General features: G+C 64.6%; 14 protein-coding genes. 2 read left to right on the plus strand and 12 right to left on the minus strand.

The genetic code is table 11. The features are described 5' to 3' along the window. Positions 1–69 precede the first annotated feature (69 nt). The 12 genes from CIT37_RS31750 to CIT37_RS31805 form a co-directional block, all read right to left on the minus strand. Positions 70–351: a hypothetical protein gene (locus CIT37_RS31750; RefSeq protein ID WP_028142309.1), complete on the minus strand. Its 282-nt coding sequence runs from the start codon at positions 349–351 to the stop codon at positions 70–72. A gap of 108 nt (positions 352–459) precedes the next feature. Continuing rightward, positions 460–906 (minus strand): hypothetical protein, encoded by a 447-nt coding sequence (locus CIT37_RS31755; RefSeq protein ID WP_028142308.1) that lies wholly within the window; start codon positions 904–906, stop codon positions 460–462. Between the two features lie 141 nt (positions 907–1,047). Beyond that, entirely contained in the window at positions 1,048–2,775 is a 1,728-nt protein-coding gene (locus CIT37_RS31760) for a chemotaxis protein (protein WP_095424405.1), read from the minus strand. Between the two features lie 5 nt (positions 2,776–2,780). Beyond that, the gene (locus CIT37_RS31765) at positions 2,781–3,872 is read right to left on the minus strand and encodes a protein-glutamate methylesterase/protein-glutamine glutaminase (protein WP_038973733.1); all 1,092 of its coding nucleotides are present in this window, start codon (positions 3,870–3,872) and stop codon (positions 2,781–2,783) included. Between the two features lie 16 nt (positions 3,873–3,888). Further along, positions 3,889–4,743 carry a CheR family methyltransferase gene (locus tag CIT37_RS31770; RefSeq protein ID WP_095424380.1) on the minus strand — a complete coding sequence of 285 codons (855 nt, stop codon included), beginning with the start codon at positions 4,741–4,743 and terminating at the stop codon, positions 3,889–3,891. Between the two features lie 136 nt (positions 4,744–4,879). After that, positions 4,880–6,685, minus strand: coding sequence for a methyl-accepting chemotaxis protein (locus CIT37_RS31775; protein ID WP_095424381.1), 1,806 nt, complete (start codon positions 6,683–6,685; stop codon positions 4,880–4,882). A 61-nt stretch (positions 6,686–6,746) separates the two neighbouring features. Then, on the minus strand, positions 6,747–7,235 hold the full coding sequence (locus CIT37_RS31780) for a chemotaxis protein CheW (protein WP_095424382.1): 489 nt from the start codon (positions 7,233–7,235) through the stop codon (positions 6,747–6,749). A gap of 62 nt (positions 7,236–7,297) precedes the next feature. Continuing rightward, on the minus strand, positions 7,298–8,995 hold the full coding sequence (locus CIT37_RS31785; RefSeq protein WP_038972011.1) for a methyl-accepting chemotaxis protein: 1,698 nt from the start codon (positions 8,993–8,995) through the stop codon (positions 7,298–7,300). 37 nt (positions 8,996–9,032) lie between these two features. Further along, positions 9,033–9,494 carry a chemotaxis protein CheW gene (locus tag CIT37_RS31790; protein ID WP_038949573.1) on the minus strand — a complete coding sequence of 154 codons (462 nt, stop codon included), beginning with the start codon at positions 9,492–9,494 and terminating at the stop codon, positions 9,033–9,035. Beyond that, complete coding sequence (locus CIT37_RS31795) at positions 9,494–11,569, minus strand: chemotaxis protein CheA (protein ID WP_028142301.1); 2,076 nt, start codon at positions 11,567–11,569, stop codon at positions 9,494–9,496. Before CIT37_RS31795 ends, CIT37_RS31790 begins: the two co-directional genes overlap by 1 nt. Then, positions 11,566–11,931: a response regulator gene (locus CIT37_RS31800; RefSeq protein WP_018317043.1), complete on the minus strand. Its 366-nt coding sequence runs from the start codon at positions 11,929–11,931 to the stop codon at positions 11,566–11,568. Before CIT37_RS31800 ends, CIT37_RS31795 begins: the two co-directional genes overlap by 4 nt. Next, positions 11,931–12,254 carry an STAS domain-containing protein gene (locus CIT37_RS31805; protein ID WP_095424383.1) on the minus strand — a complete coding sequence of 108 codons (324 nt, stop codon included), beginning with the start codon at positions 12,252–12,254 and terminating at the stop codon, positions 11,931–11,933. Before CIT37_RS31805 ends, CIT37_RS31800 begins: the two co-directional genes overlap by 1 nt. A 271-nt stretch (positions 12,255–12,525) precedes the next feature. On the opposite strand from CIT37_RS31805, the gene CIT37_RS31810 reads away from it, so the two are divergent. Both CIT37_RS31810 and CIT37_RS31815 read left to right on the plus strand, forming a co-directional pair. Then, positions 12,526–13,647 carry an HD domain-containing phosphohydrolase gene (locus CIT37_RS31810; protein WP_095424384.1) on the plus strand — a complete coding sequence of 374 codons (1,122 nt, stop codon included), beginning with the start codon at positions 12,526–12,528 and terminating at the stop codon, positions 13,645–13,647. A gap of 187 nt (positions 13,648–13,834) precedes the next feature. After that, complete coding sequence (locus tag CIT37_RS31815; protein WP_161966246.1) at positions 13,835–14,503, plus strand: hypothetical protein; 669 nt, start codon at positions 13,835–13,837, stop codon at positions 14,501–14,503. The last annotated feature ends 5 nt before the right edge of the window (positions 14,504–14,508 follow it).

The raw sequence follows: 14,508 nt of genomic DNA on the forward strand, positions 1-14,508 counted from the left end.
GCCAAAGGCTATCGGAGATACCACCGGCGTCGCTGTCGCCGCCGGTCCGAGGATATCGCGCGAAGCGGGCTACGCTGCCCCGCGCTCGCGGAACCCGGTCGGGGCCAGGAGTTCGGCCATCTGCCTGTGCGTGCTCTGGAGCGCGGCGATGGCGCCGTCGAGATCGAAATCCGCCTCGCGAACGGACGCGAAGAACCTGGCCGTCAGCGCGAGGTCAAGCTTGACGCGCGTTGCGCCGTCGCGGCTCTTGCGACGGTCGAGCGACAGATGGATGGCCCGCATTCTGGCTTCTGCCGGCGTACAGCCGCTGAGTGTCGCCAGTTCGTCGTATGTCATCCAGATCTGAGGCATGTTCTCGTCCGTCCCTGATTGCCGCCTCATCCTAGATCTCTGCGCCTAAATGCACCGTTGCCGCGCCGCGGTCGCAGCCCGCTTCGCTGCGATAGCGTCAACGCAAGACTAAGATGCGGGAGGCCTGGAAGGCGCGGGAAATTGGCGCGGCCGCGAACGGCTGTCGAGGCCCTTGGGCAATTTGTCATTGAGCTTCACGACGGCGCCTCGAGCCTCCGTCGCCGGCGCATCCTCCTGGCTGTAGATCAGCGTCACCTCGAACATCACGTCGGGCGCTTCCCTGGCCGTTCCGGAGCAGGTCGCCATCGCACCGCTGCACACGCCGGCGAGGCGGACCTCGACCTCGTCCAGACCGAACACGGTCGGCGGCCCCTCGGCATAGCGCCGCGTGGTCAGGACGGCCGTGAAGCGCTGGTCGTCACCGAACTGATAGGAGCCGCCATAGGTAAAGAAGCTGTCGCTGCCGGAAATCCGTCCGTCCGCCAGATGCACGATGCCCGTACCCTGGCCGCGCGGGGTCCTGAACCAGGCCGCATATTTGCCGTCTCTCATCATGGAAATGTCCGCCGTAGAATTCACTGGTATTTGCAACCAACTCTGGGGCGCGACAATGACCGACGCGGCGAGTATTCCGCGACGGTTAACGCCCTGCAAAGCCAACCCGTCAAATTGCCACCGCAGCACGCGGCGACGCCGTCAGAACAATTCTATGCCGTCATCCGCGGTCTCGACCGCCTCGACGCGGCGCGTCGCGGCGATCGACTTAAGTCCTACCGCTTGCAGGAATTCACGATGAACGTCCCGCTCACGCTCCATCGTGTAGCGCGCGAAGAGATCGTCGAGGATCGCCTGATCCCGCAGCTCCGGCTGTAGCAGCTGCGCCCCGGTGCTCGCAGTCTCGAGCCGCGCGGCGACCGCAGGCAAGGCTGCGGAGCTTTCGCCGAGCCTGGTCATCAGACCCTGGGCCGAATTCATCAGCCTCTCGAACTCCGCGCCTTCGTCGACGAGCCGGCTCATCAGCTTGCCGAGCCGTTCATTGCCGGCCTCGACCTCGCGCAGGGCCTGAAGGATTTGCGGCTCGAGCTTGGCAAGCTGGGTGGGATCACCCTGCACGCGGAGCTCCTTCAGCTCATTGGCCGAGCGCTCGATGCCATCGAGCACGGGCCTCAGGCGCCCCGCCCCCGCGGAGACCTGGTCGGCGGTCGCCTTGAGCTCGTTGGCGATGACGACGAAGGCGCTGCCGCGGCTGCCGAGATGGCTCGCCTTGAGGCCGGCATTCATTCCGATCAGCGTGATGTCGACGGTCGCCTCGGCAAGCCCGGCGATCGCCTGGCGAAATTTCGTCAGCGTGTCCTCGACGATCGCGAGCGCATCGTCGACCGAGCGGCCGGCACTCTCGCAGGTGGCGATCAGGGTCGATGCGTGTGCCAGCGTCTGCTTGATGCGCGTCAGGAACGACGACGAGCCGCCCTCCTCGCCGCCGAACAGCGTGCGGCCGTGGCCGACGACGCTGCCAGCATCGTGCAGGATCGCCGTCAGTGCGCCGACGATCTGACCGACGTCACCGCCGAACTCGCGCTGGGCATCCCTGAGCTGGGCCGCCTGCAACCGGCAAATCGCACCCACGCCGTCATCGCTCGGCATCGTTTCAGGAACGAGGCTCGGCGCGGATTCCGACGCAAGGCCGAGGCCATGGGACACGTGCTCGAGACGCTGACGCGTGCTGTCGCCCGCCTGCAGCGAGATGATCGCGCTGCCGACCGCCTCGGCGATCTTCCTGGTGCTGGCACTGGCGCGGTCGGCCAAATGGCTGCTCTTGCTGCGCTGGTCGCGTAACCCCGAATAGGCCGCGCCGAGCTCGGCGCTTTCCGACACCAATTGGGCCCGATACCGGCTCTCGAACTCCTTCTGCCGGCCGGAGGCGGTGGCAACCGCTTCGGACAGGCGCTGCTGGTCCCGCGCGCAGCCTTCGATCGAGCGCTGCACGGCCCTGCCGAGATCGTAGGCTTCCTGGGTGAAGGCGAGAAAGCCCTCGCGGTCGCCGTCGAGCGAGGCCGCCTCGATCCGCGCGCTGCGCGCGATGATGGTGATCATCCCGATGTGCTTAAACAGCGGCTTGAGCAACGAAGACGCCTCTGCCGTGCTCTTGCCGATCGTCTCCAGCAGCGCGCTCTCCGCCGGCAGCGCCTGCGCCAACTCGCTCAACCGCGCCGCGATCTCCTGCAGCGCCGTTGCGGCGCCCTCGATCTCGGCGCCGGAAAGCTCACCTGAGAGCGTAGCTAAGCCCTGGTTCAGCTCCTTGAAGATGAGGTGGCCGCGTCCGAGTTCCTGACCGACGCGCGCAAAGACGTCCTCGATGCGCGAGGAGACGTCCTCGATCGCGGTGGTTGCCTCGGTGAGTGTGTTGGCCGGAACGGGCGACATGGCCATCAACCTGCCACCGCGGCGTGCCCGGCCTGATACCAGAGCATGATCTCCCGCGGGATGTGATGCAGCGAAACGACCTTTTCGACGCCGCCATGGGCGATGGCTTCCTTGGGCATGCCGAACACCACGCAGCTCTCTTCGTCCTGCGCCCGCGTTGAGGCGCCGAGCTTGCGCATCTCCAGCATCCCGCGCGCGCCGTCGTCGCCCATCCCCGTCATGATGACGCCGAGCGCGTTGGCGCCGGCATGCTGGGCCGCCGAGCGGAACAACACGTCGACTGAGGGGCGATGCCGCGACACCGGCGGACCGTCCTTGATCGCGATCTGGTAGCGCAGACCGATGCGCTGGAGCAGCATGTGGCGGGCGCCGGGCGCGATATAGGCGCAGCCCGGCAACACCGGCTCACCGTCCTCGGCTTCCTTGACCTTGATCTGGCAGACGCCGTCGAGACGCTTGGCAAAGGCCGCGGTGAAGCCTGCCGGCATGTGCTGGACGATGAGAAGCGGCGGACAGTGCGCCGGCAGCATCTCGAGGACATCGTTGAGCGCCTCGGTCCCGCCGGTCGACGCACCGATACAGACGATGCGCTCCGTCGTCGGCCGGACCCTGCCCTGCACCGGCGGCGGGATGATGGCGTCGGCGGTCAGCTTCTTCTCGATGGACCGGCGTTCCGCACGCGGGCGCACCCGCGCGCGCGCAGCCGACTTCACCGCCTCGCGCAGCCGTGTCGAGCATTCGAGCAGCGCCTGCCGCGTATCGATCTTCGGCTTCGGCACGATGTCGACCGCGCCCGCCTCGAACGCCTCGAACATCACGTTCGAGCCCTCTTCGGTCAGCGAGGAGCAGATGATCACCGGGATCGGGCGCTGCGCCATGATCTTGCGCAGGAACGTCATGCCGTCCATGCGCGGCATTTCCAGGTCGAGGATCATCACGTCGGGGATCTCGTTCTGGAGGCGCTTCGCCGCCACGAAAGGATCGGAGGCCGCTCCCATCACCTCGATATCGGGATCGTCGTTGAGAATCGTCTGCAGGATTTGGCGCACCGACGCCGAATCGTCCACGATCAGTACGCGAACCTTCTCCCTCGGCATCTTGGTTGCGCTCCGGCTAGACCTGGAAAATGGTTGGCTGAACCTGCTTCAGCCCGGGCACGGCACTGTGAATCATCGATTCCGAATGTCCGACCAGCAAATAGCCGCCCGGACGCAAATGGCTGCACAGTTGCTCGACCACCTTGCGCTGGGTCTCGCGCTCGAAATAGATCAGGACGTTGCGGCAGAAGATGATGTCGACATCGCGATCGACCGGATAGGACTTGTCCATGAGGTTCATCCTCATGAAATGTGTCGCGCGCCGCAGCTCGGGTACGACCCGCACCTCACCGCGCGACTTGTCCCGCGACGTCGAAAAATATCGTTTCACGAATTGCTCCGGCACCGGGCCGAGCACGTCGCGCGTGTAGATCGCCGTCTTGGCGAGGCGCAGCACCGCGGTCGAGATGTCGGTCCCGAGAATGCGGTACTGGAAGCGCGATCCGTTCCGCGTCATGTCGTCCAGCACCATCGCGGTGGTGTAGGCCTCCATGCCGGTGGAGCTCGCCGAGCTCCAGATCTTCAGGTTCGCGTTCTTGCGTCCATGCGACTTGAGCAGGCCGGGGATCGCGACGTCGCGCATGAAGGTGAAGTGCTGCGGCTCGCGGAAGAAGTCGGTCTTGTTGGTCGTCACCACATCGATGAGATGGGTGAGCTCGGTATCGAAATGATCCGCCTCAAACAGGTTCTCGACATATTCGTTGAGACCGGTGAAGTTGAGCGCGCGCACGCGCTTGTGCAGCCGCCCCTCCAGCATCAGCCGCTTGCCCTGCGGCAGCTTGATGCCGACCTGGCCCTCGATCAGTTCGGCGATGGTGCGGAAGTGGCGGTCCGATAGATGCTCGGCCGTATCCTGTGCAGCGGGCATCATGGCCGCCAGCCCCGGTCCGCAACGGCCACCTGCACTGAATGTCGGGCCGTACGGGCCATCTCGAATCCTACGCGTTTAAACAACCGCTGAAAGAAGACCGGTCCACCGTCCCGGGGCAGACCGGCCCGCAAAAGTCCTAGCGCTGGAAATCGGCGTCCCGATCGTCCTCGCCGTCATGCATGTCGAAGGCAAAACCGCCGCCACCGGCAACCTTCACGGCGCGGGCCGGCCTGGCCTGCACGACCTTTTTCGCCGGACGCTCGGCAGCCGCCATGGTGGCCGCCTTGGCGCGCAGCTGGCTCACAGCCCGGTCGATCGGCGCCGGTGCCTGGCTCTTCACGCCGTGCTCGATGCGGAAATAGGCGATGGTGGACTGAAGCTGTTCGGCCTGCGAAGCGAGCTCCTCAGAGGTCGACGACACCTGCTCGGACGCGCTGGCGTTCTGCTGGCCGACCTTGTCGAGCTGCTGGATCGCCTGGTTGATCTGAGCCGATCCGACGTCCTGCTCGCGGCAGGCCGCGGTGATCTCCTCAACGAGCTCGGCGGTCTTCTTGATGTCAGGGACCAGCTTGGAGAGCATGGAGCCCGCCTCCTGCGCCACCTTGACGGTGTCGGCCGAGAGCGTGCCGATCTCGGCCGCGGCGGCCTGGCTGCGCTCGGCGAGCTTGCGCACTTCGGAGGCGACCACCGCAAAGCCCTTGCCGTGCTCGCCGGCGCGCGCGGCCTCGACCGCGGCGTTGAGCGCGAGCAGATCGGTCTGGCGTGCGATCTCCTGCACGATCGTGATCTTCTCGGCGATGGTCTGCATCGCGTTGACGGCGCGGCCAACGGCAGCGCCGCTTGCCTCCGCGTCCTTGGCGGATTGCGCGGCGATCTTCTCGGTCTGGTTGGCGTTGTCGGCGTTCTGCTTCACGTTCGAGGCCATCTCCTCCATCGAGGAGGACGCTTCCTCGGCGGACGAGGCCTGCTCGGTCGCGCCCTGCGACAGCTGCTCGGCGCTCGCCGAGAGCTCCTGGCTGCCGGCCGAGACGTTCTGCGCCGCGGTCAGCGCTTCGGACACGATCTGGCGAAGCTTCTCCACCATGCGCTCGAGCGCAAGGCCCAGCGTGTCCTTGTCCGACAGCGGCTTGGCTTCGATCGTGAGGTTGCCCTGCGCGATCTCGTTGGCGACGGCCGCGGTGGAGTTCAGATTGGCGGTCATCGCGTTCAGAGATTTCACGAGATCGCCGATCTCGTCGTTGCTGGACGTATCGATCTTGTGGCTGAGATCGCCGATCGCGACGGCATCCGCCAGCCCGACCGCCTTGGCGAGGGACCGGCTGATATTGATCGAGATCCAGACTGCGCCGATCGCGGCAACGATGAGCGAGACGATGACGAGGACGATCAGAACCAACTGGGCGCGACGGCTGTCTTCGTTGGACTGCACGGCCTGCTCGGCCATCTGCCTCTTCGTATTGGCGACATAGGCTCCCATCGCCTCCGTCGCATCTGCAACCACCTTGCGCCCGTCACCCATCGAGCGCTCGGTTGCCTTGGTCTTATCGGTCTTTGCCAGCCTGATCGTCTCTTCCTGATAGACGTTCATTCGGGCGTAGGCGCTGGCGAAGTTGTCGAGCAGCTTCTTGCCGCCTTCGCTGGCGAGGGCATGGACCTCGTCCCTGATCTTCATGGCCTCATCGCGGAGCTTGGCCGCGTTCACCGCGAATTCCTCGGCCTCGCCTGGCGTTCCCAGAATTGCGTTCTTTTCCGCCCTGACCTGCTGCCAGATGATCTTCTCGACCTCGGCTGCTTTCTCCATCCGCTTGGCGCGAAGCACCATGGAATCTGCGGTCGCGGCCATGTCGGACAACTTCATGTAGCTCACGGCGCCTGCTACCATGAACAGAAGAATGACGACGCCAAACGCGCTGGCGAGCTTGGCTTTGACGGTGAATCTCATTTTCAGTCTCGTTGGTTCGAATTGGGGTGATTACGCGTGACCACGCTTCACTCTTGCAAACTCAGGCGGCGCGAGGCGCATCTGTAGCCGTGTCGCGGCCTTCCGGAACTTTGTCATTGGCCATCAGCTTGGCGAGATCGAAAATCACGACGAACTTCTCGCCCTTGCGGCCGATGCCGGCGGCATAGTCCGATTGCCATTTCCCGCCGACCTCTGGCACGGGCTCGATCGCCTGCTCGTCGATGTCGGTGACCTCGAACACGCAATCGGCGACGAAGCCGACGCCGACGAGGCGGTCCTTCATCGGCACGTCGAGGATGATGATGCGGGTCGCTTCGGTGGCGGCCACGCTGGGCAGGCCGAGCTTGTTCCTGAGATCGACGATCGGATAGCCGCTGCCGCGCACGTCGATCATGCCGAGCAGAAAGTTCGGCGCGTGCGGGAGCCGCGAGATCGGCCGCATGTCGAGAATCTCCCGGACGTTGCGGATGCTGATGCCGAACGTCTCGCCGGCGAGCCCGAGCGTCAGATATTGCGAGGTTGCGGCCATGATGCAGTCCAGGATTCCAGATTGGGAATGGGCACGGTCCGGCATAAGGCCGGACCGGTTGATCAGCGTTGGAACTCGGCGTCGCGATCGTCTTCGCCGTCATTCATGTCGAAGGCGAAGCCACCGCCACCGGCGACTTTCATCGCACGTGCCGGCTTGCGGGCAGGCACCGGCTTCTTCATGCCGCGATCAGCGGCCGCCATGTGCGCAGCCTTGGCCCGGAGCTGACCGACGGCGCGGTCGATCGGCTCGGCTGCCGCTTTCTCTCGGCGCGCAGCTTGCTCGATCCGGAAGAACGAGATGGTGGACTGCAGCTGCTCGGCTTGCGAGGCGAGCTCCTCCGAGGTCGAGGACACCTGCTCGGAGGCGCTGGCGTTCTGCTGGCCGACCTTGTCGAGCTGCTGGATCGCCTGGTTGATCTGGGCCGAGCCGACGTCCTGCTCGCGGCAGGCCGCGGTGATCTCCTGCACCAGCTCAGCGGTCTTCTTGATGTCGGGCACGAGCTTGGACAGCATCTGGCCGGCTTCCTGGGCGACCTTCACGCTCTCCGTGGACAGCGTCCCGATGTCGGCTGCGGCGGCCTGGCTGCGCTCGGCAAGCTTACGCACTTCGGAGGCGACCACCGCAAAGCCCTTGCCGTGCTCGCCTGCGCGCGCGGCTTCCACGGCCGCGTTGAGCGCGAGCAGGTCGGTCTGGCGTGCGATCTCCTGCACGATCGTGATCTTCTCGGCGATGGTCTGCATCGCCTCGACGGCACGGCCCACGGCGACACCGCTGGCTTCGGCGTCCTTGGCCGACTGCCCCGCAATCTTCTCGGTCTGGTTGGCGTTGTCGGCATTCTGCTTCACGTTCGAGGCCATCTCCTCCATCGAGGAGGAGGCTTCCTCGGCGGACGAAGCCTGCTCGGTCGCGCCTTGCGAGAGCTGCTCGGCGCTCGCGGACAGCTCCTGGCTTCCGGCGGAGACGTTCTGCGCCGCAGTGATTGCCTCGGCGACGATCTGCCGGAGCTTTTCGACCATCCCATTCAGCGACTTGATGAGATCTCCGATCTCGTCGTTGCTCGCCGAAGGAATGGTCTGGCTGAGATCGCCCTCAGCGACCGCACCTGCAAGGCCAACGGCCCTTCCGAGCGAACGGCTGATCGAGATGGAAATCCAGAGCGCAGCCCCGATCGCGACCGCCAGCGAGATGCCGATCAGCGTCATCAGCAGGAATTGGGCCTGGTGCCCCTCTGCCTTGGACTGGACAGCCTGCTCTGCCATCTGCTTCTTCGTATTGGCGACATAGGCGCCCATGGATTCCATCGCGTCTGCGACGACCTTGCGGCCGTCACCCATCGAGCGCTCCATGGCCTTCGTCTTGTCGGTCTTCGCCAGCCGGATCGTTTCTTCCTGGTAGGTATTCATCTTCGCGTATGTGGCTGCGAAGCTGTCGAGCAGCTTCCTGCCGCCCTCGCTCGCCAGCGCGTAGACTTCGTCCCTGGTCTTCATCGCTTCCTCGCGAAGCCTGGCGGCCTCGGCGGCAAACTGGTCGGCCTGAGCCTCCGTGCCGAGCACCGAGTTCTTCTCGGCGCGCAGCTGAAGCAGGATGTCCTTTTCGATCTGCGTCGCCTTTTCCATGCGGTTTGCGCGCAGAACCATGCTGTCGGCGGTCGCCATCATGTCGCCGAGCTTCATGTAAGCCACGCCGCCCGCGATCCCGGACAGGACGATGATCACGCCGAACGCACTGGCAAGCTTTGCCTTGACGGTAAATCTCATTTCCAGCCCCTACCCCGGTCTCGCCCGAGACCTCATCTCAGTTTAGAATGCGTTCCATGTTCGGAACGATGACGAACTCTTCACGCCACTTGGCAATGAAGCGAATGAACTCCGGCTTCCAGTGCATGCCGACGCGCGGTGTCTGCTGCACGTCGGTCTGGGAGATCTCCGTGACCTCGTAGACCTTGTCGGCGGTGACGCCGACCAGAACCGGCTCGCCGTCGAGCTCGAGCTCGATGACCACGATGCGCGTATCGGCGGAATCATCGAGCTGCGGCATGCCGAAGCGGATGCGCAGGTCGGCGAGCGGAATGACGTTGCCGCGCACGTTGATCACGCTGGGAACGAAGGCGCGCGCGCCTGCCACCTTGGTCACGGGGACGGGATCGATGATCTCGCGCACGAGGCCGGCGTCGAGCGCGAACTTCTCCTCGCCAAGGCCGATCATCACAACTTGCATCGCGTCAGCCTGCCGTTCGCCAGCCAAACCATCGTTCATCACGCCGCCTCGCTGATATGCTGCTTCTCGACCTTCGACTGCGCCAACGCGACGAGCTGCGCGACGTCGAGGATCAATGCCGCCGTGCCATCGCCCAGGATGGTCGCGCCCGAGAACATCGTGACATCCGAATGCAGCTTTGAGAGCGACTTGATCACGGTCTGGTGGTTGCCGATGATCTGGTCGGCGACGAGGCCGACGTGAGTCTCACCGGTCGAGATGATGATCGTCTTCTGATGACGGTCGGGCGTGCCCGATGCCGTCATGATCTCGCGCAGCCGGAGGAAGGGCACGAGATTGCCGCGCACGTTGAGGAAATTTCGACCGCGCGAGCGCTCGTCCTCGGCGGTCAGCTCGATGCATTCCTCGACCGCGGACAGCGGAATGATGTAACGGCCTTCGCCGACGCGGATCAGAAGACCTTCGATGATTGCCAGCGTCAGCGGCAGGCGCAGCGTCACCGTGGTGCCCTGGCCTGGCCGGGTCGACAGGTCGATCGAGCCACGCATGTTCTCGATGGTACGCTTGACCACGTCCATGCCGACGCCACGGCCCGACAGCGCCGAGATAGTCTGCGCGGTCGAGAAGCCGGGATGGAACAGGAACTGATGGATCTCATGATCGGTGAGCACGGCGCCAGTCGCAATCAGCCCCTGCTCTTCGGCTTTGGCACGGATGCGCGCGGTGTTGAGGCCGCCGCCATTGTCCTTCACAGTGACGAGCACCTGTGCGCCGGAATGGACGGCCGCGAGCTCGATCCGGCCCTGCTCGGTCTTGCCATTGGCGGCGCGCGTGGCGGTGTCTTCGATACCGTGGTCGACGGCATTGCGGATCAGATGCACCAGCGGATCTGCCAGGCACTCGATCATGGTCTTGTCGAGCTCGGTATCTTCTCCCGAGGTGACGAATTCGACGGGCTTGGACAGATCGCGCGACAGATCATGCACGAGGCGGCGGAAACGGCCGAACAGCGAGCCGATCGGCACCATGCGCGCACCCATCGTGGTATCGCGCAGTGAGGAGGCCAGGCGCTCGATCTCCTCGGCGATCATCTTGATCGAGAGGTCGGAGCCGGAAGCGGCGAGCTGGGTCAGCCGCGCCTGGGCGATGACGAGCTCGCCAACGCGGTCCATCAGCTCGTCGAGGCGCTCGGCTTGGACGCGAACGGTGGCGATGCCGCGATCGTCGCGCTTGGCCTCGAGCTTCGGTTCAGGCTTTGATTCCGATTTCGGCTCCGCCTTTGCGACGAGCTGCTCGGCGACCGGCGCGGCAGCAGCCTCGACCGGCGGCGCAGGCATTTCGACTACCGGAGCCAGCTCCTCGTCGAGCAGCTGGAACAGCGGTGCCGGGGCAGGCGCTTCGACATGCTCCAGGGGCGACAGCGTCAGCTTCATCTCGTCCTGGACGAACATGAAGACGTCGTCGATCGCATCCTTGTCGCAGGCCGCGTGCAGCTTGACGTCCCACTTCAGATAGCAGTCTTCCGGCTCCATCTCGTCGAGGAACGGGACGCCGTCGGTGACAGGCACGACGAAGCAGGGGCCGAGCTTGCAGAGGTCTTCCAGCAGGTCGAGCGGATTCGAGCCGTTGCGCAGGATATGGGTTTCGAATTCCAGATAGAGGTGCCAGCCGGCCTGGTTGCTCCCGGCGGGAGCCAGCGGCGGGGCTTCGGCAATCTCCATCACCGCTGCACCCGGCTGGTCGGCCGAGACGAAGCGCTTGAGGTCGTCGAGGATGGCCTCGCCGATGATGTCGTCGGTCGACTGGGGATCTTCGATCAACGCGCGGATGTAGTCCTTGGCGGCGAGCGCAACCGAGATCAGCTCCTGGGTCGGCTTGATCTCGCCCTTGCGGACGCGGTCGAAGGCGGTCTCGAATTCGTGGGTGAAAGAGGCGACCTTGTCGAAGCCGAACATGGCGCCCGAGCCCTTGATCGTATGCAGGGCGCGGAAGGCGGAATCGACCAGTTCGCGGTCGTCGGGACGCTGGCCGAGATCGAGCAGGGCCCCTTCAAGAACTTCGAAGAGCTCGCTGGCTTCCTGACGAAAGACCTCGGTCGGGTCCATTGCGCTCATGCGCGCACCAGCTTGCCGACCACGGCGAGCAGCTGCTCAGGCTTGAACGGTTTGGTGATCCAGCCGGTGGCGCCGGCGCTCTTGGCCTCCTGCTTCACCGTGTCGTTGGATTCAGTCGTCAGGAACACGATGGGCATGCCGACCGCGCTCGGCAGCTTGCGCAGCGCCCGGATCAGCTCCAGCCCGTTCATGACGGGCATGTTGAGGTCGGTGATCACGAGATCGAGCTTGCCGGCCTGCGCCTTGGCGAGCCCTTGCGCACCATCGCCGGCCTCGATCACGCTGTGACCGGCCGGCTCGAGCACCACCTTGATCATTTGCCGGATGCTGGGGGAATCGTCGACGGTCAGAATCGTGGCCATTAGGTGCCATCTTTCTTTTGCGGGAAATGCTGATCGATCATCGCCTCGCTGGTGAAGCCGGCGCGGCGAAGGGTGTTGCGAAGAGACTGTGAGAATGAGGTCAGCACCACCGGGCGGCCCTGGGCCTGCCCCGTCTTGGCTGTCGACAGCAGAAGCTGGATCGAGGTCACGTCGGCCTTGTCGACGCTCGAACAGTCGATCTCGAGCCGCTCCTGGCGGCCGAACGCCTCGCGAATGAGCTCATAGACATTGCGAATGGCCGCGATGCTGCAATCGGCGGGCAACCGCAACGACCAATTCGGCTCCGTGGGATTGAGCGCCATCGCTGCCCCGCCTTTGCTAAAATTCCACTACTCGTTTGACGCGAATCCGGTGAGCAAACCCCTAACACGGGCATCCGTACAACTACGGGTCACATTCTCGCGGAATTCGCGCAACTGTATGCAGGCGTGCACAGCCTCCTGAAATCTTTCATGCGCGGTGCGCATATCCGCGGCGCGGTTGCTCCCGTACGGCGCATTTGCTTCGCGTTAAATTCGCTCGGGTTATGGCGTGGATTCGTGTCTTTGCCAGCGAAGAGAGCCCCGGCCGCCGATGCTGACCCAAGCACTTCTGGTTGACGACAGCCGCTCCGTCCTCAACTTCCTGAAACGTCACATCGAGGCTGAAGGCCTGGTCGAGGCCACCACCTTCCTCGATCCCGTGGAAGCGCTGACCTGCGCGCGCGAACGCGGCTTCGATCTCGTGCTGGTCGACTACGAGATGCCGCACATGGACGGCATCAACTTCATCCGCACCTTCCGTGCCCTGCCCGGCTGTGCCGACATCCCGATCGCGATGATCACGTCGCGACAGACCGATGACGTCAAGATGGAAGCGCTGCAGGCCGGTGCAACCGATTTCCTGCCCAAGCAGCCGCAGAGCGTCGAGATGACGGTGCGCCTGCGGAATTTGATTCAGCTTGGTGCAGCCGTACGCAAGCTCAACGACCGTGCGGCGCATCTGGCCAGCGAAGTCGCAGCCGCGACACGAAAGCTCGGCGAACGCGAGGAGGAGATCATCCTGCGGCTCGCGCTCGCGGTCGAATACCGTGACAACGACACCGGCGAGCACACGCTGCGGGTTGCCAGGTACAGCCGCATCATCGCCGAGCAGCTCGGACTGCCGCCCCGGCTTTGCCGCGACATTTATCTGGCTGCGCCCCTGCATGACGTCGGCAAGGTCGCCATTCCCGACAACATTCTGCTCAAGCCCGGCAGGCTGACCGACGACGAGATGGCGGTGATCCGCACCCATGCAACCATCGGCGAGCGGATCCTGGCGGACTCCGGTTGCGAGCTGATCCAGCTCGGTGCGCAAATTGCCGCAGGCCATCACGAACGCTGGGACGGTGCGGGCTATCCAAACGGTCTGAAGGCAGACGAGATTCCGGTCGCCGCGCGCGTGGTCGCGGTGGCCGACGTCTTCGACGCGCTGACGACACGACGACCATATAAAGAGCCGATGCCGATCGAGGTGGCCCGCGGCTATTTGGTCGAGAACAAGGGGCGGCAGTTCGATCCGGCCTGCGTCGAGGCCTTCTTGTCGCGCTGGGACGAGGTGGTCGAGATCGCCGGTGAGCGGGCGACGCCGTTTCACAAGGCCGAGGCTCCGCTCACTCCGATCATGGCGTCTCCGGCCGAGGGCCGTTCGCCCGAGGCTGTCACGGCCACCTGATTTCGCCGTCCGGCCAACAGCTTGGCCCCCTCCTTTGTCGGCGATGGCCGGCTTGAACCACTTCCTGCTAGAGTGCACCAATAATCAAAGAGTGATTCTGGTCACACTTGCCTGGGCGCCTCCGATGCTAAAAATCGGACCGGGACGGGGACCAGCAAATTATCGGTCGAATTGAATGAGAATAGTCATGAGAAGCCTGATCGGCGCTGTTGTCGGCGTGTTCTGTACTGCGGCCACTGCCTTGGCAGAGACGCCGGCCGCGATCGTCGAGGATGTGCAAGGCAAGGTCGATGGCGTCGAGTTCATGGACTATGTCGCCGCGGGCAAGATCATCAAGCTCGGGCCCAAGGCCAGCATTACGCTCAGCTATCTCAAATCCTGCCTGCGCGAGACCATCAGCGAGGGCGTCGTGCTGGTCGGCGCCGAGCAGAGCACCGTGCAGCTCGGCGACGTGCAGCGCGCCAAGGTGCCCTGTGACACCAAGGCGGCGCAGCTCTCCGAACGCGAGGCGAACCAGAGTGCGGCGACCACGTTCCGGACCATGCGGTCCGACGCCAAGAGCGCTCCGTCCAAGCTGCCGACGATCTATGGCGTCGCGCCCCTGATCCAGGCCAAGAGCGGCAGCACGCTGGTGATCGAGCGTACCGACGGCAAGGAACCCACGATCAGCGTGCCGCTCAAGAACGACATCATGATCCGCGGCAAATTCTATGACTTTGCCAAGGCCGGGAAGTCGCTGACCCCGGGCGGCAGCTATCTCGCGAGCCTCGGGGCCAAGCGTTACACCTTCCAGGTCGATGCCAGCGCTACCTCGGCGCCGACCCCGATCATCGGCCGCCTGCTGCGGCTCGAATAAGCAGC

It is taken from the genome of Bradyrhizobium ottawaense (genome assembly GCF_002278135.3).
In the GTDB taxonomy this organism is placed as follows: Bacteria; Pseudomonadota; Alphaproteobacteria; order Rhizobiales; family Xanthobacteraceae; genus Bradyrhizobium; species Bradyrhizobium ottawaense.